The organism is Actinospineispora spinosispora DSM 44797 (genome assembly GCF_000429025.1).
Classification (GTDB): Bacteria; Actinomycetota; Actinomycetes; order Mycobacteriales; family Pseudonocardiaceae; genus Pseudonocardia; species Pseudonocardia spinosispora.
In genome coordinates this window covers 1-20,536 of sequence record NZ_AUBB01000046.1, presented here as the reverse complement: position 1 = coordinate 20,536, position 20,536 = coordinate 1, and the positions used below count along the sequence as shown (strand labels likewise).

At 68.9% G+C, this 20,536-nt stretch carries 22 protein-coding genes and 3 tRNA genes; 14 read left to right on the top strand and 11 right to left on the bottom strand.

Annotation, left to right across the window (positions count from 1 at the left end):
* The first annotated feature begins 132 nt into the window (after positions 1–132).
* The 4 genes from G406_RS48225 to G406_RS0119820 all read left to right on the top strand — a co-directional run bounded on the left by G406_RS48225 (position 133) and on the right by G406_RS0119820 (position 5,379).
* Positions 133–2,478, top strand: coding sequence for a serine/threonine-protein kinase (locus G406_RS48225; RefSeq protein ID WP_051342385.1), 2,346 nt, complete (start codon positions 133–135; stop codon positions 2,476–2,478).
* A 3-nt stretch (positions 2,479–2,481) separates the two neighbouring features.
* Positions 2,482–3,333 (top strand): PP2C family protein-serine/threonine phosphatase, encoded by an 852-nt coding sequence (locus G406_RS48220; RefSeq protein WP_051342384.1) that lies wholly within the window; start codon positions 2,482–2,484, stop codon positions 3,331–3,333.
* Positions 3,334–3,377: 44 nt separating this feature from the next.
* A complete protein-coding gene (locus tag G406_RS0119825; protein WP_051342383.1) occupies positions 3,378–4,652 on the top strand; it encodes an acyltransferase family protein in 1,275 nt (424 codons plus the stop codon).
* Between the two features lie 115 nt (positions 4,653–4,767).
* A complete protein-coding gene (locus G406_RS0119820) occupies positions 4,768–5,379 on the top strand; it encodes a TetR/AcrR family transcriptional regulator (protein WP_028935161.1) in 612 nt (203 codons plus the stop codon).
* A 390-nt stretch (positions 5,380–5,769) separates the two neighbouring features.
* Here G406_RS0119820 and G406_RS0119815 read toward each other — a convergent pair whose 3' ends face one another.
* A complete protein-coding gene (locus tag G406_RS0119815) occupies positions 5,770–6,231 on the bottom strand; it encodes a DIP1984 family protein (RefSeq protein ID WP_028935160.1) in 462 nt (153 codons plus the stop codon).
* A 69-nt stretch (positions 6,232–6,300) separates the two neighbouring features.
* The gene (locus tag G406_RS0119810) at positions 6,301–6,510 is read right to left on the bottom strand and encodes a hypothetical protein (RefSeq protein WP_028935159.1); all 210 of its coding nucleotides are present in this window, start codon (positions 6,508–6,510) and stop codon (positions 6,301–6,303) included.
* Between the two features lie 104 nt (positions 6,511–6,614).
* On the opposite strand from G406_RS0119810, the gene G406_RS57035 reads away from it, so the two are divergent.
* From G406_RS57035 to G406_RS0119790, 4 genes are all read left to right on the top strand, one after another.
* Entirely contained in the window at positions 6,615–6,896 is a 282-nt protein-coding gene (locus G406_RS57035; RefSeq protein WP_156935001.1) for a hypothetical protein, read from the top strand.
* Positions 6,897–7,153: 257 nt separating this feature from the next.
* Positions 7,154–8,305 (top strand): glycosyltransferase, encoded by a 1,152-nt coding sequence (locus G406_RS0119800; protein WP_028935157.1) that lies wholly within the window; start codon positions 7,154–7,156, stop codon positions 8,303–8,305.
* 97 nt (positions 8,306–8,402) lie between these two features.
* Positions 8,403–8,702: a hypothetical protein gene (locus G406_RS0119795; RefSeq protein ID WP_028935156.1), complete on the top strand. Its 300-nt coding sequence runs from the start codon at positions 8,403–8,405 to the stop codon at positions 8,700–8,702.
* A gap of 138 nt (positions 8,703–8,840) precedes the next feature.
* Positions 8,841–9,404: a ClpP family protease gene (locus G406_RS0119790; protein WP_028935155.1), complete on the top strand. Its 564-nt coding sequence runs from the start codon at positions 8,841–8,843 to the stop codon at positions 9,402–9,404.
* An 89-nt stretch (positions 9,405–9,493) separates the two neighbouring features.
* Here G406_RS0119790 and G406_RS48215 read toward each other — a convergent pair whose 3' ends face one another.
* The gene (locus G406_RS48215; RefSeq protein WP_037077487.1) at positions 9,494–10,351 is read right to left on the bottom strand and encodes an SDR family NAD(P)-dependent oxidoreductase; all 858 of its coding nucleotides are present in this window, start codon (positions 10,349–10,351) and stop codon (positions 9,494–9,496) included.
* An 87-nt stretch (positions 10,352–10,438) separates the two neighbouring features.
* Here G406_RS48215 and G406_RS0119780 point away from each other — a divergent pair, with 87 nt between their 5' ends.
* Positions 10,439–11,041, top strand: coding sequence for a TetR/AcrR family transcriptional regulator (locus tag G406_RS0119780; RefSeq protein ID WP_028935154.1), 603 nt, complete (start codon positions 10,439–10,441; stop codon positions 11,039–11,041).
* A 9-nt stretch (positions 11,042–11,050) separates the two neighbouring features.
* On the opposite strand, the gene G406_RS0119775 is transcribed toward G406_RS0119780, so the two are convergent.
* Both G406_RS0119775 and G406_RS0119770 read right to left on the bottom strand, forming a co-directional pair.
* Positions 11,051–11,126 (bottom strand) — tRNA-Arg (locus G406_RS0119775).
* 37 nt (positions 11,127–11,163) lie between these two features.
* Positions 11,164–11,253: transfer RNA gene (locus G406_RS0119770), tRNA-Ser, on the bottom strand.
* Positions 11,254–11,432: 179 nt separating this feature from the next.
* On the opposite strand from G406_RS0119770, the gene G406_RS0119765 reads away from it, so the two are divergent.
* The 3 genes from G406_RS0119765 (at position 11,433) to G406_RS54205 (ending at position 14,238) form a co-directional block, all read left to right on the top strand.
* The gene (locus G406_RS0119765) at positions 11,433–11,636 is read left to right on the top strand and encodes a hypothetical protein (RefSeq protein ID WP_028935153.1); all 204 of its coding nucleotides are present in this window, start codon (positions 11,433–11,435) and stop codon (positions 11,634–11,636) included.
* Positions 11,637–11,762: 126 nt separating this feature from the next.
* A complete protein-coding gene (locus G406_RS0119760) occupies positions 11,763–13,001 on the top strand; it encodes a DUF445 domain-containing protein (RefSeq protein ID WP_028935152.1) in 1,239 nt (412 codons plus the stop codon).
* 37 nt (positions 13,002–13,038) lie between these two features.
* Positions 13,039–14,238 carry an aminotransferase gene (locus G406_RS54205; RefSeq protein ID WP_051342390.1) on the top strand — a complete coding sequence of 400 codons (1,200 nt, stop codon included), beginning with the start codon at positions 13,039–13,041 and terminating at the stop codon, positions 14,236–14,238.
* Here G406_RS54205 and G406_RS0119745 read toward each other — a convergent pair.
* From G406_RS0119745 to G406_RS0119735, 3 genes are all read right to left on the bottom strand, one after another.
* Positions 14,204–14,276: transfer RNA gene (locus G406_RS0119745), tRNA-Arg, on the bottom strand. The two genes, G406_RS54205 and G406_RS0119745, sit on opposite strands and share 35 nt — an antisense overlap.
* A 26-nt stretch (positions 14,277–14,302) precedes the next feature.
* Positions 14,303–16,270: an acetoacetate--CoA ligase gene (locus G406_RS0119740; protein ID WP_084216213.1), complete on the bottom strand. Its 1,968-nt coding sequence runs from the start codon at positions 16,268–16,270 to the stop codon at positions 14,303–14,305.
* 712 nt (positions 16,271–16,982) lie between these two features.
* On the bottom strand, positions 16,983–17,696 hold the full coding sequence (locus G406_RS0119735; RefSeq protein ID WP_028935148.1) for a dienelactone hydrolase family protein: 714 nt from the start codon (positions 17,694–17,696) through the stop codon (positions 16,983–16,985).
* Positions 17,697–17,778: 82 nt separating this feature from the next.
* Here G406_RS0119735 and hisC point away from each other — a divergent pair, with 82 nt between their 5' ends.
* On the top strand, positions 17,779–18,846 hold the full coding sequence (gene hisC / locus G406_RS0119730) for a histidinol-phosphate transaminase (RefSeq protein ID WP_425414603.1): 1,068 nt from the start codon (positions 17,779–17,781) through the stop codon (positions 18,844–18,846).
* Between the two features lie 8 nt (positions 18,847–18,854).
* Here the strand turns inward: hisC and G406_RS0119725 are convergent, their stop codons facing one another.
* Both G406_RS0119725 and G406_RS0119720 read right to left on the bottom strand, forming a co-directional pair.
* Positions 18,855–19,121, bottom strand: coding sequence for a GlsB/YeaQ/YmgE family stress response membrane protein (locus G406_RS0119725; protein WP_028935146.1), 267 nt, complete (start codon positions 19,119–19,121; stop codon positions 18,855–18,857).
* A 226-nt stretch (positions 19,122–19,347) separates the two neighbouring features.
* Positions 19,348–19,614: a GlsB/YeaQ/YmgE family stress response membrane protein gene (locus G406_RS0119720; RefSeq protein ID WP_028935146.1), complete on the bottom strand. Its 267-nt coding sequence runs from the start codon at positions 19,612–19,614 to the stop codon at positions 19,348–19,350.
* 112 nt (positions 19,615–19,726) lie between these two features.
* Here G406_RS0119720 and G406_RS0119715 point away from each other — a divergent pair, with 112 nt between their 5' ends.
* Complete coding sequence (locus G406_RS0119715) at positions 19,727–20,164, top strand: YdeI/OmpD-associated family protein (protein ID WP_028935145.1); 438 nt, start codon at positions 19,727–19,729, stop codon at positions 20,162–20,164.
* 18 nt (positions 20,165–20,182) lie between these two features.
* Here G406_RS0119715 and G406_RS0119710 read toward each other — a convergent pair.
* On the bottom strand, positions 20,183–20,536 hold a 354-nt coding region (locus G406_RS0119710), incomplete at its 5' end, for an ABC transporter permease (protein WP_028935144.1).

The window sequence follows — 20,536 nt, the reverse complement described above, 5'->3', positions numbered from 1 at the left end:
CTCTCACAGTGGTTCCTGAGTTCACAGTGGTTCCTGAGTCCCTCACCGTAGGCGCTAAGTTGCGGAAATCCGCTCGCATTGGCGAGTATTTCCGCGTCAGGTGGTGCGAACAGCACACGGGACGGGGTGAGGATGGCCGATCGGAGCGGCGCCGATCCACCGGGAACCGAGCTGGCCGGGCCAGCCGACTCCGGAACGGTCGCGGCGACCGCACGCGCCGACTCCGGCACCGTCGCGGGCGCACCGGTCGACGACGAGCGCACCGGGCTGGCCGGCGGCCAGGACTACAGCGGCCAGGACTACAGCGATTCGCACGACGGCGGTTCGGACGACGGTGGTTCGCGCGAAAAGGGTTCCGTCGGCGGGTCCGGGAGCAGCCGAACCGGCAGCCGTCCCTCGCGCCGAGGCACCCGCTCGACCAGCAGCGGATCCGGTCGCTCGCGGCTGGGCGGCGGCCTGGTCGACGTGCCGGCGATCCCCCGGCTCGACCCGAGCGCCGCGTTGCTCACCGATCCGACGGTCGCGGAGAACAAGCGTTTCTGCAGCCGCTGCGGCAAGGCCGTCGGACGACGACAGGGCGACACACCGGGCCCGGCCGAAGGCACCTGCCCGCACTGCGGCAGTGCGTACTCGTTCCGGCCGAAGCTGTCGCCGGGTGACCTTGTCGAGGGCCAGTACGACGTGCTGGGGTGCCTCGCGCACGGCGGCCTCGGCTGGATCTATCTGGCGCGTGACCGCAGGGTGCGCGGGCGTGCCGTGGTCCTCAAGGGCCTGCTGGACTCCGGTGACCGGCTGGCGATGAAGGCCGCGCTGGCCGAGCTGCGCTTCCTCGCCGAGGTCAACCATCCGAACATCGTCACGATCCACAATTTCGCTGAGCACCCCGACGAGGACGGCGAACCGGTCGGCTACATCGTCATGGAGTACGTCGGCGGGGTCTCGCTCAAGCAGCTGGTCGAGCAGCTGCAGCCGGAGGAGAAACAACGCGGCAGGCGGTCGGGCGACGACTGGCTGGATCCGCTGCCGGTGGCGCAGGCGATCGCGTACGTGGTGGAGATGCTGCCCGCGCTGGGCCACCTGCACGCCCAGGGGCTGGTGTACTGCGACTTCAAGCCGGACAACGTGATCCAGTACGACCGTCAGCTCAAGCTCATCGACCTCGGCGCGGTGATCCGCGCGGACGACATGGACAGCGCGGTGTACGGCACGCTCGGCTACCAGGCGCCCGAGGTCGGCACCGAGGGCCCGTCGGCGGCCTCGGATATCCACACCGTGGGGCGGACGCTCGCGGTACTCGCCCTCGGTCTGCCGCCGGCGATCAAGGGCAAGCCCACGCAGCTGCCGGAGCCGACCGAACACCCCGTCCTGGCCAGGCACGAATCGCTGCACCGGGTGTTGAGCAGGGCGACCGACCCGGATCCGCTGCGCCGGTTCGCGTCGACCGACGAGATGGCCGAGCAGCTCACCGGCGTGCTGCGCGAGGTGCTGGCCGTCGAGACGGGGCGGCCGAGGCCGGGTGTCTCGACGGTGTTCGGCCTGCCGCGTGGTGTGTTCGCCGCCGGGTTGTCCGCACCGCCCGACCCCGCCCGGGTGGCGACGGCGCTCGCGGTGCCCCAGGTCGACGTCAACGACCCGGCCGCCGGGCTGCTGGCCACCACGACGACCACCGAGCCGGACGAGGTCGCCCAGCTCATCGCGGCGGCCGAGAAGCCCAGTCTCGAGCTGCGGCTGCGACTGGTCCGCGCTCATCTGGAGGCGGGGCAGCCGGACCGGGCCGTCGATCGTCTCGACGCGTTGGCGAACGCGGACACCGCCGACTGGCGACTGGACTGGTACCGGGGCATCGCGGCGCTGCTCGCCGAGGACACCGGGACCGCGATACGCCGGTTCGACGTCGTGTACTGCACGCTGCCGGGCGAGGCGACACCGAAGCTGGCCCTCGCGGCGTCCGCGGAGGCCGCGGGTGTCGACGAGGTCGCTCAGCGCTACTACGCGGTACTGGCCCGCACCGACCCGAGCCTGGTGGACGCCGCGTTCGGACTGGCCAGGGTGGCACTGCGGGCCGGGCTGCACACCGAGGCGATCGCCGCGTTGGACGGTGTGCCGAACAGCTCCAGCGAGCACATCACCGCGCAGCTGGCCGCCGCGCGCATCCATCTGAGGGACAGCCAGGAGAGCCCAGCGGGGCCGGACGAGCTGTATCTCGCCGAGGCACGCGTGCGCGCGCTGCCGCTCGACCCGGCGACCGAACACGACATCAAGGCGGACGTGCTGGCGTCGGCGATCCGCCTGGTCCGCGACGGCCGTTCCGCGCCGGACAGCCGAGGAGCACTCTGGGACTGCGCGTGGCGCGAGCGCGACCTGCGGTTCGGTCTGGAACGCTGTCTGCGTGCCTCGGCACGGCTGACCGACGATCGATCGACGCGGATCGCCCTGGTCGACCGGGCGAACGCGGCACGTCCCCGAACCTGGTGGTAGCGAATGTGCAGTGACAAGCGTGCCGGATCGACGGGCCTGACCGGCGATCACGCCGAGTTCGACCTCGGTGTGATCGCCGGGGTCACCGATCGGGGGCACCTGCACGCGCACAACGAGGACGCGATCGCGCTGGGCACCCGCGACAGGGTCTCGGCCGCCGTGGTGTGTGACGGCGTGTCCAGCACCCGTAACCCCGAGCGCGCCTCGCTCGCCGCGACGGACGCAGCACTCGGCGTCCTGCTCGCCGCGACCGAAACGGCCCCGGAGCAGCGGGTGCGGGACGCGATCGCGGCCGCCACCGATGCGGTGCACGCACTGGCACCGCCGGGCAGCAACGACGACCCGTCCTGCACGATCGTCGCCGCGCTGGTCTCCGAGACCGAGTCCGGGCGTCCGACGATCGCGGTGGCCTGGATCGGGGACAGCCGCGCGTACTGGCTGGCCGGCCCGGACGCGGCGGAGCCCGCGCGGCGGCTGACCGAGGACCATTCGTGGGCGTCGGAGGTCGTGGCGGCTGGCCTACTCGACGAGGAGGCCGCGCAGGCCCATCCCCGGGCGCACATCATCACGAGGTGGCTGGGACCGCGCGACGACCACAAGCCCGGTGTGACGATCCTGTCCCCGGCCGGCCCCGGTGCACTGCTGCTGTGCAGCGACGGCCTGTGGAACTACTACCCGGAGGCCACCGATCTCGCCGACCTCGCCAGCCCGGTGCTCGGCGCGGAACCGGGCTCCCCAGAGGCGAACGCCGCACCGAACACCGCGGCGCTGCGTACCGCCAGCGCCATGACGACGCTGGCTCTCGACGCGGGCGGACGGGACAACATCACGGTCGCGGTGCTGCCGGTTCCGTAGTTCCACGGATGTTCGCGGCGGCGCCTGCCGCGAGAGTCAAGGGCATGACGAACACGCCCGCTCTGAGCGCCGCCGATCTCACCGCGGCCACCCCCGTCGACCGGGACCGGTACGCCGACCTGCTGCGGCTGTTCTCCATCGGCATGGTCGCGCTGGGGCACTGGGTGGTCGCGCTGATCACCGTCCACGGCTCCGGCGACACGATCACCTCGATGCCACTGATGCTGACCACCTGGGTGTGGCAGGTGATGGCGCTGTTCTTCTTCGTCGGTGGGTTCGCCCACGCTCGCGCGCTGCGGCACCGGCCGCCGCTGGGCGAGTTCATCCGGGCGCGCATGACGCGTCTGCTGCCGCCGGCGATGGTGATGCTCGCGGTCTGGGGTGTGCTCGCCGCGGCACTCACCGCGTCCGGGCTGACCGGCGGTGACCTGGCCACCGGTCTGCACAAGATCACCGTGCCGCTGTGGTTCCTCGGGGTGTACCTGATGATCGTGCTGGCCGCGCCGAGCATGATGCGGCTGCACCTGCGGTTCGGGCTCTGGCGGGTGGTCGGGGCGCTGGCGGGCGGGACGGCACTGGTCGACGTGGTCGCGGCGGCGCTCCCACCGGTCGGATACCTGAACCTGCTGTTCGTGTGGCTGGCCGTGCACCAGCTGGGTTACGGATACGCGGACGGGACGTTGGCGCGTGGTGGTCGTCGGCTGGCGGCGGCGCTCGCCGCCGGCGGGCTCGGCGCGACGGTCCTGCTGGTGTTCGGACCGCGCCTGTTCGGTACGTCGTGGTACCCGGTGCTGATGGTCGGGCTGCCCGGCAACGAGGTATCGAACGCGACCCCGCCCACCTGTGCCCTGCTCGCGCAGAGCCTGTTCCTGGTCGGCACCGCACTGCTGCTGCGTCGCGCCGGCACAGCGCTGGTGAGCAGGCCGAAGGTGTGGTTCGCCGTGGCATCCGGCAACACGGTCATCATGACGATCTTCTGCTGGCACCTGAGCGCCTGCTACCTGGTGGAGGCCACACTGCTGGCGACCGGCGGCACGCTGCCCACCTCACTGTGGCTGGCGGTGCCCGGCTACGCGATCGCCTGCTCGCTGGTGTGTGCCGTGCTCGTGCTGGGATTCCGCCGGTTCGAGCGTTCCGCACCGGCCACCCGGCTGGATGCCGGTCGCGGGGTGGCGGGTGTGCTGGCGGCCGCGGTCGGCCTGTACCTGATCTCCGCGACCGGCCTCGACGGTCTCCCCGGCTGGCCCGCCGCAACGGCGCTGGCACTGGTCGCCCTCGGGGTGTTCCTCCTGCGTGGACGCCGCGAGCCGGCCCGGTGACTTGCCCCGGGTGTCGCCGACGGCCGGGGCCGTCGCCGACGCTGGTGTTTGGTAGAGTCCGCGTTGTTCTCTACTAAGGACTGGCCCGGTCCTATCTACCGGAAGAGCTGAGCCGATGCCGACCGACACCAGTCCCGGCGTCGTGGATCACCGCAAGGGACCACGCCGCCGGGGCGACACGCTCAACTCGGCGATCTTCGAGGCGACTCTCGACGAGCTGTGCGAGGTCGGGTACCGGGAACTCACCATGCAGGGCATCGCCCGGCGGGCCAAGGCCAGCCGGGGCTCGCTGTACCGACGCTGGTCCAGCCACGCCGAGCTGGTCGTCGACGCACTCACCGACGGGCGGCCCGAACCGGTCCACCCGGACACCGGCAGCGTCCGAGACGACATCCTCGATTACCTGTCCGACGCCGCCGACAAGCTCAACGGGCCGTTCGGTGAGGCGATCCGCGGTCTGATGGCCGAGATGATGCGTGACGAAGAACTGATGGCGATCGTCCGCACCAGATTCTTCGAACCGTCCACGGAGTACATGCTGGAGGCGCTACGTCGCGGGGTCATCCGAGGCGAGGTGCGCCCCACCGCGCTGACACCGCTCGTCGCCGGAACCGGCCCGCACCTGCTCCGCATGAACTTCATGATTCACGGGACCGCCGACCAAGAGTTCATCACCCAGGTCGTGGACGACATACTCATGCCGCTGATCAGCGGCCCGCAACACTGATCGACCCAGAAACGCGGGAAACCCCGTTCCCACCCTCACTCGACGAGATCGACACATGGTGGTGCGCCGTGCGCGGTAGTGCGCTGACTTGTGCACTGTGCTGGGCCTGCGCTGTAACTCGGGGAATCGAACCCCGGTGCTGCCCGCCGCACACCAGTCGTGCCGGATTTGACCCGCCGGCTGTCGGGTTGTGTGCCCGCTTCTCGTCCAGCTACCTGCTCCCGCGCTTCTAGTGTCCCGAGTCGGAAGTTCGCGCACTGATTCCGGCGCCCAGATGCCGCCTGGCGGCGGCGCCGTCGTTGCAAGTACCCCGGTACGAGCTGCCTCCGGCGCCTTGCCAGACGACATCTGGATCACCGGACTCAGCACACGAACTTGCGACTCAGGACACTAGTCCAGTAGCTCGACACTCCAGTTGGCCTGCTGAATCCGGGCGTCGAGCTCACGAATCTCCCTCGCCACGCCGTCCGCCCTGGCGCGAAGCTCACCGACCGGCAGCGCGGACAGCTGACGAAGCTCGGACCGCAGCTGGCGGTACCCGCCGTGCCCGGCGGCGGCGTCGGCCGCCGAGACCAGCAGCGCGTGCCTCATCCGGAGTACGTCGCGCCGCGCCAGTGCGTCCGTCATGGTGCCATCGGAACCGAGATCGGTGGCCGAGTTCGTTCGGTTGACCCTGCGGATGAGGGATTCCAGCTCATCGAGCGTGGCGTCGGCCTCAGCCAGCAGCGCGACCGCGTCCTCGGCAGGCTCGGCACCCTCCTGGTAGGTCGCGCTTCCGGTGACCCTGGAACGCAGCTGGTCGATCCGACGTCGTGAGTCGGCCCGTAGTGCGAGCGCCTCGGCGAGTTTCATCGTGGCGCACCCCCTTGTCGTCGTCGCGCCGATCATGCCTCGATGGCAGGGGCGCGAGCGACCGGGTTTCTAGCGGGGCGCGGAGTTCGGGGTCACGGGGGCGCTCACCGTCGGCTTCACGCTGGGCCCCGGTGGCACGAGGTTGACGGTCGTGCGGGTGGCCGGGCTCGACGTGGACTCGGCCGGTGCCTTGACGTCGGTCGAGGTCTCGTTGCAGCCGGTCAGGCACGCGCACAGCAGCACGCCGGCCATGACCGCATGGCTTCTACCGATGTTCATGACCCTGCATGGTGCGCCGTCCGGGCCGATCATGCAGCGCCGGACATGAGTGTGCCCGGTGACCACCCCCCTGGTCACCGGGCACGAGAACCTCAGCAGAGGTTGTGGATCAGAGGCCGCCGAGCAGGCCGCCCGAGGAGGAGCTGCTGTCGCCGCTGTCCTCGTGGTCGCTGTCGTTGCTGTCGCTGTCGTTGCTGTCCGAGTCGTTGCTGTCGGAGTCGGCGCTGTCGCTGTCCGAGTCACTGTCCGAGTCGGCGCTCGACGAGTCGTCCGAGTCGCTGTCCGAGTCGGCGCTGGAGCTGTCCGAGTCGGTGTCAGCGGCCTTGTGGGCGCCGGGCTTGGCCGAGCTGTGGCCGGCGGCGCTGGTGGTGTCGGCGTACGCGTAGCCGGCGACACCCAGCGTGGCGAGCGCGGCGGCGGAAACTGCGATGATGACCTTCTTGAGCACGGGTACTTCCCCTTCGATTGGTGCTTCTTCGCCGCCCCCCGAGGCGGCCTGCTTCGTTACCTCAACGAGATGGAAGCGGGAAGCGTGACGACTGAACACGAACGTGTGCAGATATAACCGCGGATTTCTCAGTGTCCACAGGCCGGGACGCAAATCCGTACTCAGGGAAACCGCGTTCCTCGATACGCTCCGCCGATGCGAGTGCTCTGTGCCGCGCTGCCCAGCCCCGGCCACGCATACCCGCTGCTCCCGCTCGCGGTCGCAGCCGTTCATGCAGGTCACAAGGTCAACTTCGTCACGGACGAGTCCTTCCTGTCGACCGTGCGCGGCGCCGGACTGACCGCAACTCCCGCCGGGATGAGCATTCCGGCGGCCTTCGAAGCGGCAAGGCGCGGCGGGGTGTGGCGCCCGGGAACGCTCTCCCGGGAAGAACTGGCGCAGGTTGTCGGGACTGTGTTTGGCGACACACTCGTCCGGGCGATCGTCGCTGACCTCGTTCCGCTGCTGGAAACCGACCGGCCGGATCTGGTGATCTACGGGATGGGCGCGACCGGAGCCGCGATGGCCGCGCAGCTGGCCGAGGTCCCCGCTGTGTGCCACACCTTCGGCCGCTACAGCACCGACCCACCGTTCGACTCGATCTACCGGACCCTCACCGCGACCGCCGCGCAGCTGGGCGTCCGGAACGCGGAGCTGCCCTCGTTCGGCGACCCGGTGATCGACATCTGTCCGGACTCGGCACAGAACGCCGGGTTCGTCACTGCCGTGCGCCGGACCGCGCTGCGTCCCGTCGGCTGGAGCCCACCCGGTTCGAGCCTGCCGGACGGGGTGGCGACGTCCGACCGGGGCAGACCGCTCGTCTACCTGACCCTGGGTACCGCGATGGGCACCGTCGAGGTGTTGCGTGAGGCGATCGCCGGACTCGCGCCGCTGGACGTCGACGTGCTGGTCGCGACCGGGCCCTCGATCACCGCCGACGACCTGGGCGTCGTTCCCGGCAACGTCCGGGTCGAACAGTGGGTTGCGCAGTCCCGACTGCTGGAACACGTGGACCTGGTGGTGCATCACGGTGGGAGCGGCACGACGCTCGGCGCGTTCGGCGCCGGTGTGCCGCAGCTGATGCTTCCGCAGGGCGCGGACCAGTTCAGCAACACCGAGCTGGTCGCCGCGCTCGGGGTCGGGGCCGGGCTCCTGGACGAGCACGCGCACGCCTCGGCGATCAGCACGCTGGCCCGGCATCTGCTCGCCGATCCCGCCGTTGCGGCGGCCGCCGGCCGGCTCGCCGCCGAGGTCGCCAGGATGGCGTCACCCGCTGAGGTGGCCGCGCTGCTTCCGACGTTCATCTGAGGCCGGAGCGTTATGCCGAACAGGTGCCTCAGTACACCCGAACAGTTCTAACATGCAAGTACTGAAGGCATGCACGAACCGTTAGGCGAGACCGCTCATGACCAACCCCCGCACCGACACCCGCACCGACACCGACACCGACACCGATTACGCCCACCTCGGACGCTGGGTCAGCCAGGTTCCCCGCAACTGCGCCCACCCCACGACCCCGCACCCGCTCATCGAACGTCGGATGACCAGCGGGTGGGCCGAGTGCAGCTGCGGCGGCCACCGGACGGTGCGCTGCCTGTACTACGACGACGACCACTTCTGCGGCGCCGTGCACTACCTGCCCGCGCTCACCGCGGCGTGTTCGCTGGCCGGCATTCCGACTCAGCGCCAGGCGCTGACCGGCTGATTCGCCACTGGTCGTTTCGCTTGCGGCGAACCGGGCAAGCCCTGAGCGAACGACGCCTCATCTGCAGGTCAGAGCCCCATAACGTCGGTATCGACCAGCACCGGCGAGCAGAGGCAGGCAGCGATGAGAGTTCCCACCATGACCGCTACGGGCGGCGGCCAGTACCAGTCGGAGTCGGTCTACGACCAGCTGCTGCGCGACCGCATCGTGTTCCTCGGCTCCGAGGTGAACGAGGAGGTGGCCAACCGGATCACCGCGCAGCTGTTGCTGCTGGCGGCCGACTCGCCGTCGAAGGACATCACGCTCTACATCAACTCACCCGGCGGCTCGGTGCCCGCCGGAATGGCCATCTACGACACGATGCAGCTGATCAAGCCGGACGTCTCGACGTGGGGCATGGGGTTCGTGGCGTCGATGGGTCAGTTCCTGCTGTCCTCGGGCGCGCCCGGTAAGCGCTATCTGCTGCCGAACACCCGGATCGTGATGCACCAGCCGTCCGCCGGAATCCGGGGCGCGGCGACCGACATCGCCATCCCGGCCGAGGTGTTCGGCAAGATGAAGCGCAGGATCGCCGAGATCACCTCGAGCCAAACCGGCCAGACGGTCGAGCAGATCACGACCGATGCCGACCGCGACCGTTGGTTCGACGCGGACGAGGCCCTGGCCTACGGCTTCGTGGACCACATCGTCGGCGCCGCATAGCCCAGGAGCGCACCTCGCAGAGCTTCGTGTCGCGTCGCAGATGCTGCAGTGTCTGCGACGCGACATGAACATCTGCGAACTCGCCGGGGTCAGGCCACCGGCGCCTGGTCCCGGCGGTTGAGGCCGATGCTGTCGCGGATCAGGCGGTCGCGCAGCGGGACCGGGAGGCGAGCCAGCACGGGGAGCAGGAAGCGAGCCTCCCGGCCCACCCGGTAGCGAGCCTTCGGGCGCCGGGCGGTCAGTGCGTGGACCACCGCGTCCACCGCGAGGCCGACCGGCGCCGGCTTCTGTCTCGACATCGCCTCCATCGCGCGCGCCAGGTCCGGGGCGTACAGGGCGTGTTCGGTCGGCGAGCCGGTGAAACCGTCCCGCTGGATCACCCCAGCCGACTTGACGAACAGCTGCGTGCTCAGCGCCCCGGGCTCGACATAGCTAACCGTGACACCGTGCGGGGCGACCTCCATCCGCAGGGCGTCATTCGCCGAGTCCAGCGCTGCCTTCGACGCGGACAGCGCACCGAGCATCGGCAGGGTGACGCTCCCGGCCGCGCCACCGATGTTGACGATCCGTCCTCCGGCGCACCGCAGCAGCGGCAGGAAGGCCTGGGCGACGGCGATCTGGCCGATCACGTTGACCTCGAACTGCTGACGCAGCCGCGCCACCGGGATCAGCTCGAGCGGGCCGTCGACACTCAGCCCGGCATTGTTGACCAGCGCGGTGAGCCCGTCCTCGCCGACGGCGGACTCGATGATGCGCCGCGCGGAGTCGACCGACGCGAGGTCGGTGATATCCAGCTCGACCGGCACACCGGTCAGGCCCGCCGCGCAACTTCCCGGGCGAATACCGGCGTAGACCCGCCAGCCCAGATCCGTGAGCCGCGAGACCAGCTCACGCCCCACTCCACCGGCAGCGCCGGTGACCAGCACGGTTCCCGATTCGTTCCGCATGACGCTCTCCCCGGTGACCCATATCGAGACTATTAGTCTCGTCAAGCGTTGCCGAGAACCAAAGTCTTGTCAACTAGGCTGTCGGACATGAACGCCGAACCCGCGGGCGTGCGCAGGCCGCACACCGGTCGCCGCCGCAACGAGGCGGCGCGCCGCTCGATCCTCGACGCGGCGGCTGAGCTGCTCGCCGATCCAGCCGTTACGACGATCACGATCGACGAGATCGCCAAGGCGGCCGGTGTGGGCAGGCAGACGATCTACCGCTGGTGGCCGTCGAAGGGGGCGGTGCTGTTCGAGGCGATGGTGGAGCGCGCCGAACAGATGGCGCCGGTCCGCGCATCGGGAAGCCGGCTGGAGGAGATCGAGGGGTTCCTCGCCGCGACGTTCGCGAGTGCGGGTGAGGCGCGCGCGGCTTCGGTACTGCGCGCGGGCGTCGCCGAGGCGCTGCGTGATCCGGAGGCGACGTCGGTGATGAAGGAGTTCACCGCGCACCGGCGGGCGATCCTGGTTCGGCTGCTGACCGACGCGAGGGATGCGGGCGAGCTGCCGGAGCACTGCGCCGTCGACCTGATCGCGGACCAGGCGTACGGCCTGCTGTGGTACCGAATCCTGATCCGGGACGCGCCTCTGTCCGCCGAGATCGGACGTGAGCTGGCCAACGCGCTGATCAGCCAGGCGAAGATGAGCTGAGAGACGTTCTGGCGCGCTCGGCAGGATTCGAACCTGCAACCTCTTGATCCGTAGTCAAGTGCTCTATCCGTTGAGCTACGAGCGCATGTTCATTTATAAGCCAGCACTTGCTGGATGTAGCGCGGAGGCTCCGGGATTTGAACCCGGGATGGGGGGTGACCCCAAACCGCATTAGCAGTGCGGCGCCATAGACCAGACTAGGCGAAGCCTCCCGAAGCCGTTCGGCCTCCGTGGGGACTAGGTTACACAGCCCCTCAGCTCGGCTTCAAAGCGGTATCCCCTAGTGGTGAACGCCCAGCTCAGCCCTGCTCACTCCCACCTTTCCGGGAGTAGGCCGATCCGGCGGGCCGCACGCTCGATCCGGAACAGCTCAGCCACCGGGGGTGCGGTCATGATCGTTCTCGCTGCCAAGGCCCAGACCGACGCCGCCGGAGGTCTGCTGACCTACGCGCTGCTGTTCGGCATCGGCTACGTGATCCTGTCGTTCTTCTTCCGCCGCATCGGCGGAAAGGGGGGCGGCTCGGACAAGGCCAGCGTCGGAGCCTGGTGGCTGCTCGCCGCTCTCTGCGTCGGAGTCCTGATGACCACCAGGTGATGTCGCGAGATTTGCCGCAACAAACGGCCATCCGGCGCCGCCAATCCCGCCACGGGATCTCCGTTCGATACAGACTAGGTCGGTCGCGGCACATGTGGCGACGCTCACAGGCGAACGGGGCGATCGGTGACGTTGGCGGATTTGGGCCATGACCTGGCCACGAACTGGCTCACCTACATCTCGATGCCGATCCTGGCGTCCGCGATCGGCTACTTCACGAAGCTGGTCGCCATCGAGATGATGTTCAAGCCGATCGAGTTCGCCGGCAAGCCGCCACTGCTCGGCTGGCAGGGGATCATCCCGCGCAACGCCGGCCGGATGGCCACGATCGCGATGGATCTGCTGCTCGGCAGGCTCATCGACCCCAAGGAGATCCTCGGCCGGATGGACTCCGACCGGCTCGTGCGGGAGCTGCGCGAGCCGCTCAACGTGGCGATCAACCGCATCGGGTCCGACCTGATGACCGAGTACTACCCGGACATCTGGGAGATGCTGCCGAACCCGGTACAGCGGGTGGTGCTGGCCCAGATTCGGGCCCAGACACCGAAGGTCGTCTCGGAGATCATGGAGGACTTCCGGCGGGACATGGACTCCTACCTTGATGTCCGCGACATGGCGATCACCAACCTGACCACCGACAAGGCCGTGCTCAACCGGCTGGTCCGTGAGGTGTCCCGCCCGGAGATGCGGTTCATCGCGCGCAGCGGGCTGTACTTCGGGCTCGGCATCGGCGTGCTGCAGGCGATCACTTGGGCACTCACCCACCAGCCGCTGATCATGCCGATCTTCGGCGCGCTGGTGGGCCTGAGCACCGACTGGATCGCCCTGAAGATGATCTTCTATCCGCGTGAGCCCCGGAGCTTCTGCGGCGTCCGCTGGCAGGGCATGTTCCAGAAGCGCCGCAAGGAGGTCGCCGCTGACTACGGCAAGCTCATCGCCGAGGACGTGCTCACCGTGTCGAAGATCATGGAGGCGCTGCTGACCGGCCCGAAATCCGACCGGCTGCTCACCATGGTGCAGCGCAACGTGGGTGACGTACTGGACCGGCAGGTCGGGCTGGCCAAGCCATGGGTGGTGCTGACCGTCGGCTCCGACCGGTTCCGCAAGCTCAAGCGGGACGTGGCGGCCCGCGCGGTCGAGGCGGCCGCCGAGACGATGAAGCCCGCGATGGACTACGCCACCGACGCACTCGCGGTGGAACGCACGATCGTCGATGCCATGCTGGAGCTGACCCCGCTGGAGTTCGAGAAGGTGCTGCGCCCGGCGTTCCAGCAGGACGAGTGGAAGCTCATCCTGGTCGGCGGCATCCTCGGTGGCATCGTCGGTGAGCTCCAGGTGCACCTGGTGCTCGCGTTGACGTCATAGTCTCGGTGGAGCAGACGCGGCCGACAAGGAGCACCGAGTGCGATTCAACCCGTTGACGGTTCAGGTGGCCGACTCGCCGATCGGTCTGGCACAGGGCCTGACCGCGCACCGGGCCAAGCGGCGTGACCTGCTGGACCTCGCACAGGCCGCGCCGCCGTACCCGCCGGCACCCGAGGTCGTCGAGCACGTCATGGCGACCGCTCGGGACCCGCGCGGCGGTGAGTACGTGGTGGACGTCGCGGGGTTGCCCCGGCTGCGCGAGGTGTTCGCCGCCGAGCTGTCCACCGACTACCGAGGCCACGTCGGCGCCGAGCACGTGTTCGTGACCGCCGGCTGCAACCAGGCCTTCTGCCTGGTCATGTCGGCGCTCGCGGCGCAGGGCGACCAGGTGCTCCTGACGCTGCCCTACTACTTCAACCACGACATGTGGCTGCGAATGACCGGCATCGAGCCGGTCTACTTGGAGCCGGGGCCCGACCAGATCCCCACCCCCGAAGCGGCCGAGGCGCTGATCACCCCTCGGACCAGGGCGCTCGTCGTGGTCACGCCGGGCAACCCGAGCGGCGCGGTCGTCCCGCCGGACCGGATCGCCGCGCTCGCCGAGGTCGCGGCCAGGCACGGCATCGCGCTGATCCTGGACGAGACGTACCGCTCGTTCCGGGACACCGACGAGCCGGCACACGCGCTGTTCGCCGACCCCGGGTGGACCGACACCGTCATCAGCCTGCACAGCTTCTCGAAGGACCTGGCCATCCCCGGCTACCGGGTGGGCGCCGTGGTCGCGTCACCGGAGCTTGGCCGCCAGCTGGCCAAACTGCTCGACTGCGTCGCCATCTGCGCTCCCCGCATCGGCCAGGAGGCCGCGTGGGCCGGGCTGACCAGGGCCACCACGTGGCGGCGGGAGCGGGCCGAGGACATCGCCGACCGGCGGCGGCGCTTCAGCGCACTGATGGCCGAGAAGCCGGGCGGGTTCGAGCTGCTGTCCGTCGGCGGCATGTTCGGCTGGCTGCGACACCCGTTCGTCGGGCCGTCCACCGAGGACGTCGTGCGTGAGCTGGTGATCTCCTACGACACGCTGGTCATCCCCGGCACCGCGTTCCTGCCTGATGACCAGGGGACGTTCCGGATCAGCCTCAGCAACATCGACGTGACGGGGCTCACCGACTTCGCGCGCAGACTCACCGCGCTGGGGGAAGAGAGAGCGCGCTCGGCAGGATTCGAACCTGCAACCTCTTGATCCGTAGTCAAGTGCTCTATCCGTTGAGCTACGAGCGCAGTACCACCAGATTAGACGACCCCGTTCAGCTCGCTGACACGAGGGCGATGAACGGGTCCAGCGCGGCCGGGTTCGCCAGCGCTCCCCTGCTGACCGCTTTCTCGACCGCGAAACCGGACAGGATCTTCTTGACCGGCACCTCGCACTTCTTGCCGTTGAGCGTCCTGGGCACCTCGTCGATGAGGATGAACCGGTCCGGCACGTGCCGGGGTGACAGCTCCTTGCGCAGCGCGGACCGCAAGGACGGCTCGATGGCCGACAGCTCGGCGCCGGGCGCGAGCACCAGGAAACACAGCAGCTCACCGCCGTCGGAGGCGAGCTGGGTGGTGTCGATCACCAGCGAGTCGGCGACCTCGTCGAAGCCCTCGACGACCGCGTAGAAGTCGGCGGTGCCCATCCGGACGCCACCCCGGTTGAGCGTCGAGTCGCTGCGCCCGTAGATGATCGACGAACCGCGTGCGGTGATCTTGATCCAGTCGCCGTGGCGCCAGATGCCCGGGTACTCGTCGAAGTAGGCCTCGCGCAGTCTGTCGCCGTCCGGGTCGTTCCAGAAGTACACCGGCATCGACGGCATGGGTTCGGTCACGACCAGCTCACCGACCTGCTCGACGAGCTCCTTGCCGTCCTCGTCGTAGGCCTTGACCGCCGCACCGAGCGCCGGGCAGGAGATCTCACCGAGCCACACCGGGACGGTGGGCGCGCCGCCGACGAACGCCGCGCACAGGTCGGTGCCGCCCGAGCAGCTGACGATCTGGATGCTCTCGTCGACCGCGTCGGCGATCCACCGGAAACCCTCAGAGGACAGCGGTGAGCCGGTCGAGCCGAGCGCGCGGATCGAGCTGAGGTCGTAGTCGTCGCGCGGGCGCAGGCCCTTCTTCAGGCACGCCTGGATCCAGCCCGCCGACGTGCCGAACACGCTGACCCGGTGCCGCTGCGCCATCGCCCACAGCCCGTTGAGGTCGGGGTAGGCGGGGCTGCCGTCGTAGAGCACGACGGTGCCGCCGACGAGCAGACCGGAGATGACCAGGTTCCACATCATCCAGCCGGTCGTGGTGAACCAGAACAGCCGGTCACCGGGGCCGATGTCGAAGTGCAGCCGGATCGCCTTGATGTGTTCGAGCACGATGCCGCCGTGCCCGTGGACGATGCCCTTCGGCAGGCCGGTCGTACCGGAGGAGTACAGCACCCACAGCGGATGGTCGAACGGAACCGGCTCGAAGGCCAGCTCGCCCTTCTCGGCGGTGAAGTCGTCCCAGCTGATCGTGCCGTCGAGGGCCGCATCGGTGTCGACGTACGGGACGAGCACGGTCTGCCGGACGGTGGGCAGCTGGCCGCGCAGCGCGTCGACGGTCGGGCGGATGTCGTAGCTCTTGCCGCCGTAGGTGTAGCCGTCGACGGCGACCAGCACGGTCGGTTCGATCTGCGCGAAGCGGTCGTGCACGGCACGACTGCCGAAGTCCGGCGAGCAGGACGACCAGATCGCGCCGAGGCTCGCGGTGGCCAGGAACGCGACGAGCGTCTGCACGCAGTTCGGCGCGAGCGCGACCACCCGGTCGCCCTTGCCGACACCCGCGGCCTGAAGGCCGGCTCGGGCGCGCGCCACCTGCTCGCGCATGTCGCCGTAGGTGACCTCGCGTTCCAGGCCGTCCTCGCGGACGAAGATCACCGCGATGTCGTCCTCGGCACCGCCGTCGCTGGGGTTGAGCGCGTGCTCGGCGTAGTTGAGCGTGCCGCCGGGGAACCATTGCGCGCCGGGCATCTGCCGGGACGCCAGCACCTCGGTGGGCTGGTCGTGCCAGCGGACGCCGCTGTACTCGGCCAGCGCGCCCCAGAAACCGGGGACGTCGGTGATCGACCAGTTGTGCAGCTCTTGGTAGTCGGCGGCCGTCACGTTCCGGTGCTCACCCACCCACCGGGTGAAGTCCGCAAGCGCGCTCGCGTCGGCGCGTTCGGGATCGGGTGACCAGAGCAGTTCGACATCTTCGTCCGGCATGCGCTCTAGCATGCCGTCTCTCTGGCTGTTTCGCCTGGGGTTACGAGGTACGGGGTGTCCCCGCTGGCCATCCAGTGTCTACGGGGTGTCCCCGCTGGCCATCCAGTGTCTACGGGGTGTCCCCGCTGGCCATCCAGTGTCTACGGGGTGTCCCCGCTGGCCATCCAGTGTCTTGGCGTGGGTGGGTGGTATCAACCCCCGGCTTCGCCGGCCTCGCGCTGGTTCCTGGTTACGCGGGTTCGGGGGCGAGGTTTCAGGGTTGACACCACCCACCCACGCCAAGTGCGGGCCAGGATCGCGGGGACGGGGGCAGTCTGCGCGCCCACAGGGTCACGGCTGCGCCGCGCCCCGCCGGCCGCAGCGCGCCCCGGGAGGGGTGGTGGCGGGTGACTTCGCAGAGCTTCGTGTCGTGTCGCAGATGTTGGAACATCTGCGACGCAACACGTGGGTCTGCGAGGTGGACCAGAACCTCTGCGAAGTGTGCCCCGCTCCGCCCGCTCCGCGAGTCTCCCCGAAGGGGGTTCAGTGCGAAGCACTGCAAAAACGCAACAGGCGAAGCAGAACGCGACCAGACAAGCGCGCGTCAAGCGAGGGCAGCGAAGCCGGAGCGAAGCGACCGGCGAAGCCGCCCAAGTTTCCGGTTGCGGGCCCCCGGAGCGAAGCGGAGCGGGGTCCCAACCGGAAACTTACGACGCGCGGGGGCCCGCCGGAACTACCGCAAGTGCGCGTCGAACCAGTTCAGGGTGCGCTGCCAGGCGTCCGCCGCTGTGTCGGGGTCCTTGTCGAAGCGGTGGTCGACCTCGGGGTAGAGGTGGATGTCGCTGGCGTTCTCGGCGCTAGCCATCGCGGCGCGCAGCTTCTGCACGTCCTCCTGCGAGGGGTCCGTCGAGCGTTCGCCGAACAGGCCCAGCCAGGGGCAGGTCAGCTCGGGAGCTGCTTCCAGGGGAGAGGGCAGGTCGTCGGAGAGCGGTTCGGTGATGTGGTTGCCGGCGACGGTGATCGCGGCACCGAGGGTGCGCTGCGCGGCGATCACCAGCGCGACCGAGCCGCCGAGGTCGAAGCCGACGATGCCCATGCGGTCCGCGCTGATGTCGCGGTCGGCGAGCCAGCCGAAGGCGGTGTCGGTGTCGGCCATGACGCTGGCGCCGGTGAGGCGGTTGACCTGGTCGCGGACCTGCTGCTCGGTGTCCTCGGTGCCGTCGGAGGGCAGTTCGTCGGCGTCGTCGCGGTGGTACAGGTGCGGCGCGACGATCAGGTAGCCCTCCATGGCGAGGCTGTGCACCAGCCACCGCACCGAGTCCGTGACGCCCCGGGACTCGTGCAGCACCACGATCCCACCGCGAACCGCGCTGTCCGGTTCGGCAACGGTCAGACGCAACTGACTGCCGTCGTCGAGCGGCACGGTTTCGGTGCGGAGGTCGGTCATGGGTTCACCCTTCCATGTGTCCCTCGGTGAGGGCCAACGCTGGTGGTCCCGCACCGCCCGACGGCGACTACGCTGAGTGGCTATGAGCCTGCCCATGAACGCCGCTATCCGGGCCGATCTTGATGCCATTCCGGCCTACGCGGCGGGCCGTACCGTCCCGGGTTCCCTGAAGCTGGCCAGCAACGAGATTTCGCTGCCGCCTCCCGCCGCGGTGCTTGCCGCGATCGCCGAGGCGGCTACCGCCGGCAACCGGTACCCCGATCCGGCGGTGATCGGACTCACCGAGAAGTTGGCGCGCCGGCACGGTGTGACGCCGGACCGGGTGGCGGTGGGCTGCGGCTCGGTGCTGCTGTGCGAGCAGCTGGTGCAGATCGTCTGCGGCTCGGCCGACGACGAGGTGATGTTCGCGTGGCGTTCGTTCGAGGCGTACCCGATCGTGACCAGGGTGGGCAACGCCCAGGTGGTGCAGGTTCCGTTGGACGACGAACACCGCCACGACCTCAAAGCGATGGCAGCCGCGATCACGCCGCGCACCCGGCTGATCTTCCTGTGCAGCCCGAACAACCCGACCGGGACGGCGCTGCGGCGTGACGAGCTGGTCGCGTTCCTCGACGAGGTGCCGCGCGACGTGCTCGTCGTGCTGGACGAGGCGTACTTCGAGTTCGTCACCGACCCGGACGTGCCGGACGGCATGACGCTGCTGGAGGGCCGGCCGAACCTGGTGGTGCTGCGCACCTTCTCCAAGGCGTACCGGTTGGCGGGGCTGCGGGTGGGCTACGCGGTGGGTGCGCCGCCGGTGATCGAGGCGCTGCGCAAGGTGTACCCGGCGTTCAGCGTCAACGCGCTGGCTCAGGCGGCCGCGTCGGCGGCGCTGGACTGCGAGGCGGAGCTGCTGGCGACGTGCGCGGAGGTGGCGGCGGAACGGGTGCGGGTGCGGTCCGCGTTGACCGAGCTCGGCTTCCCGGGGCCGCAGACGCAGGCCAACTTCGTCTGGTTGCCGCTGGGTGAGCGGACGCTCGAGTTCGCGGCGCACTGTGAGCGGGAGAAGGTCATCGTGCGTCCGTTCGCCGGCGACGGTGTACGAGTCACCGTCGCCGGCGAGGACGAGAACAACGTCTTCCTGGCTGCCGCCGGGAAGTTCGCGCTGTAGGGAGCCGACTACGCCCTGGCGCGCCGACCGGCGATGAGGCGCCAGATGCCGAGCAGGATCAACGATCCGACCAGCCCGAGCAGCCAGGTCCGCAGGTCGAAGAACCCGCCCAGTCCGCCACCGAAAATCGCCTTGCCGATGAAGCCGCCGAGGATCGCGCCCACGATGCCGATCAGGATTGTCACGATAATGCCGCCCGGGTCTTTACCCGGCATGATCAACTTGGCCAACGCGCCGACCACCAAGCCGACCACAATCCACCCGATGATGCCCATTTGACAAACCTCCTCGTCGGACGAGCCGCCTGCCACAGCTCGCTCAGCGTGATAGCTATCACATGATCAGCTGAGACGCAGTAGCCGGGACCGAATTACAGGACAAAGAGTTATCGCCCGTTCGTGTGGCCGTCATCATGAATGGCAGAACACAGACAAGGACCCCGGTTCTCCGATGAACCGGGGTCCTGTGGTGTAGCGGGGCGTCAGGTCGTGCGGGCTACGGTCAAGCTCTGGCCCGGCGACCTGCGATGAGGCGCCAGATGCCGAGCAGGATCAGCGATCCGACCAGGCCGAGCAGCCACGTGCGTAGGTCGAAGAACCCACCGAGACCGCCACCGAAAATGGCCTTGCCGATAAAACCACCGAGGATCGCGCCCACGATGCCGATCAGAATCGTGACAATGATGCCGCCCGGGTCTTTACCCGGCATGATCAACTTGGCCAGCGCGCCCACTACCAAGCCGACCACGATCCATCCGATGATGCCCACGTCCCCAACCTCCAGGTCTCGTCCGAACCGCCCATTCGGGTCGATGGCAGACGATTACCCGCGCCCGGTGATCACAAACCAGCCGTCACCAATATGTGACATGCTCACCCACATGCGCTTTCGCGGCCGCGTCGAGCTCGGAGGTAAGACCGCCACCGGGATCACGGTCCCCGAGGAGGTCGTGACCGGCCTCGGATCCGGTCGACGTCCGGCGGTCCGGATCACCGTCGGCGGTCACACCTACCGCACCACGGTCGCGCCGATGGGTGGGGCGTTCTTCGTTCCGCTGAACGCGGCGAACCGCGCCGAGGCGGGTGTCGCCGCCGGCGACGAGGTCGACGTCGACATCGAGCTGGACACCGAGCCCCGCACCGTCACCGTGCCGGACGACCTGGCCGAGGCGCTCGCCTCCGAGGGGGCCCGCGAGGCCTTCGACGCCCTCTCGTACACGAAACGACGCGAGCGGGTCACCTCGATCTCCGAAGCGAAGACCGAAGCGACCCGCTCGCGTCGCATCAGGAAAATCGTTGCTGAGCTGACCGCCGGTTAGTCGGCTGTCAGTTGGCTGTCAGTTGGCGATGGGGGCGTTCGGCGACAGACCCCAGAACAGCTGGGTACCGAGCACGCCGACGACGTGGATCAGCACCATGTTGAGCATCATGGACTTCGCGGTATTTCGACCCACACCGACCGAACCACCCCGGGCAGTGAAGCCGTAATAACAACCGACGAAGGTGATGACCGTACCCATCGACATGATCTTTATCTGGGAGTACAAGAAGTCAGCCGGGTTCTGGTACAGCCAGAAGATGTACAGATAACCACCAGGCGACACACCACCCAGGTTGACCACCGTGATCAGGTACGCGGTCACGTACATGACACCCAGACCCACCGTGTACAGGAACGGCATGGCGATCCA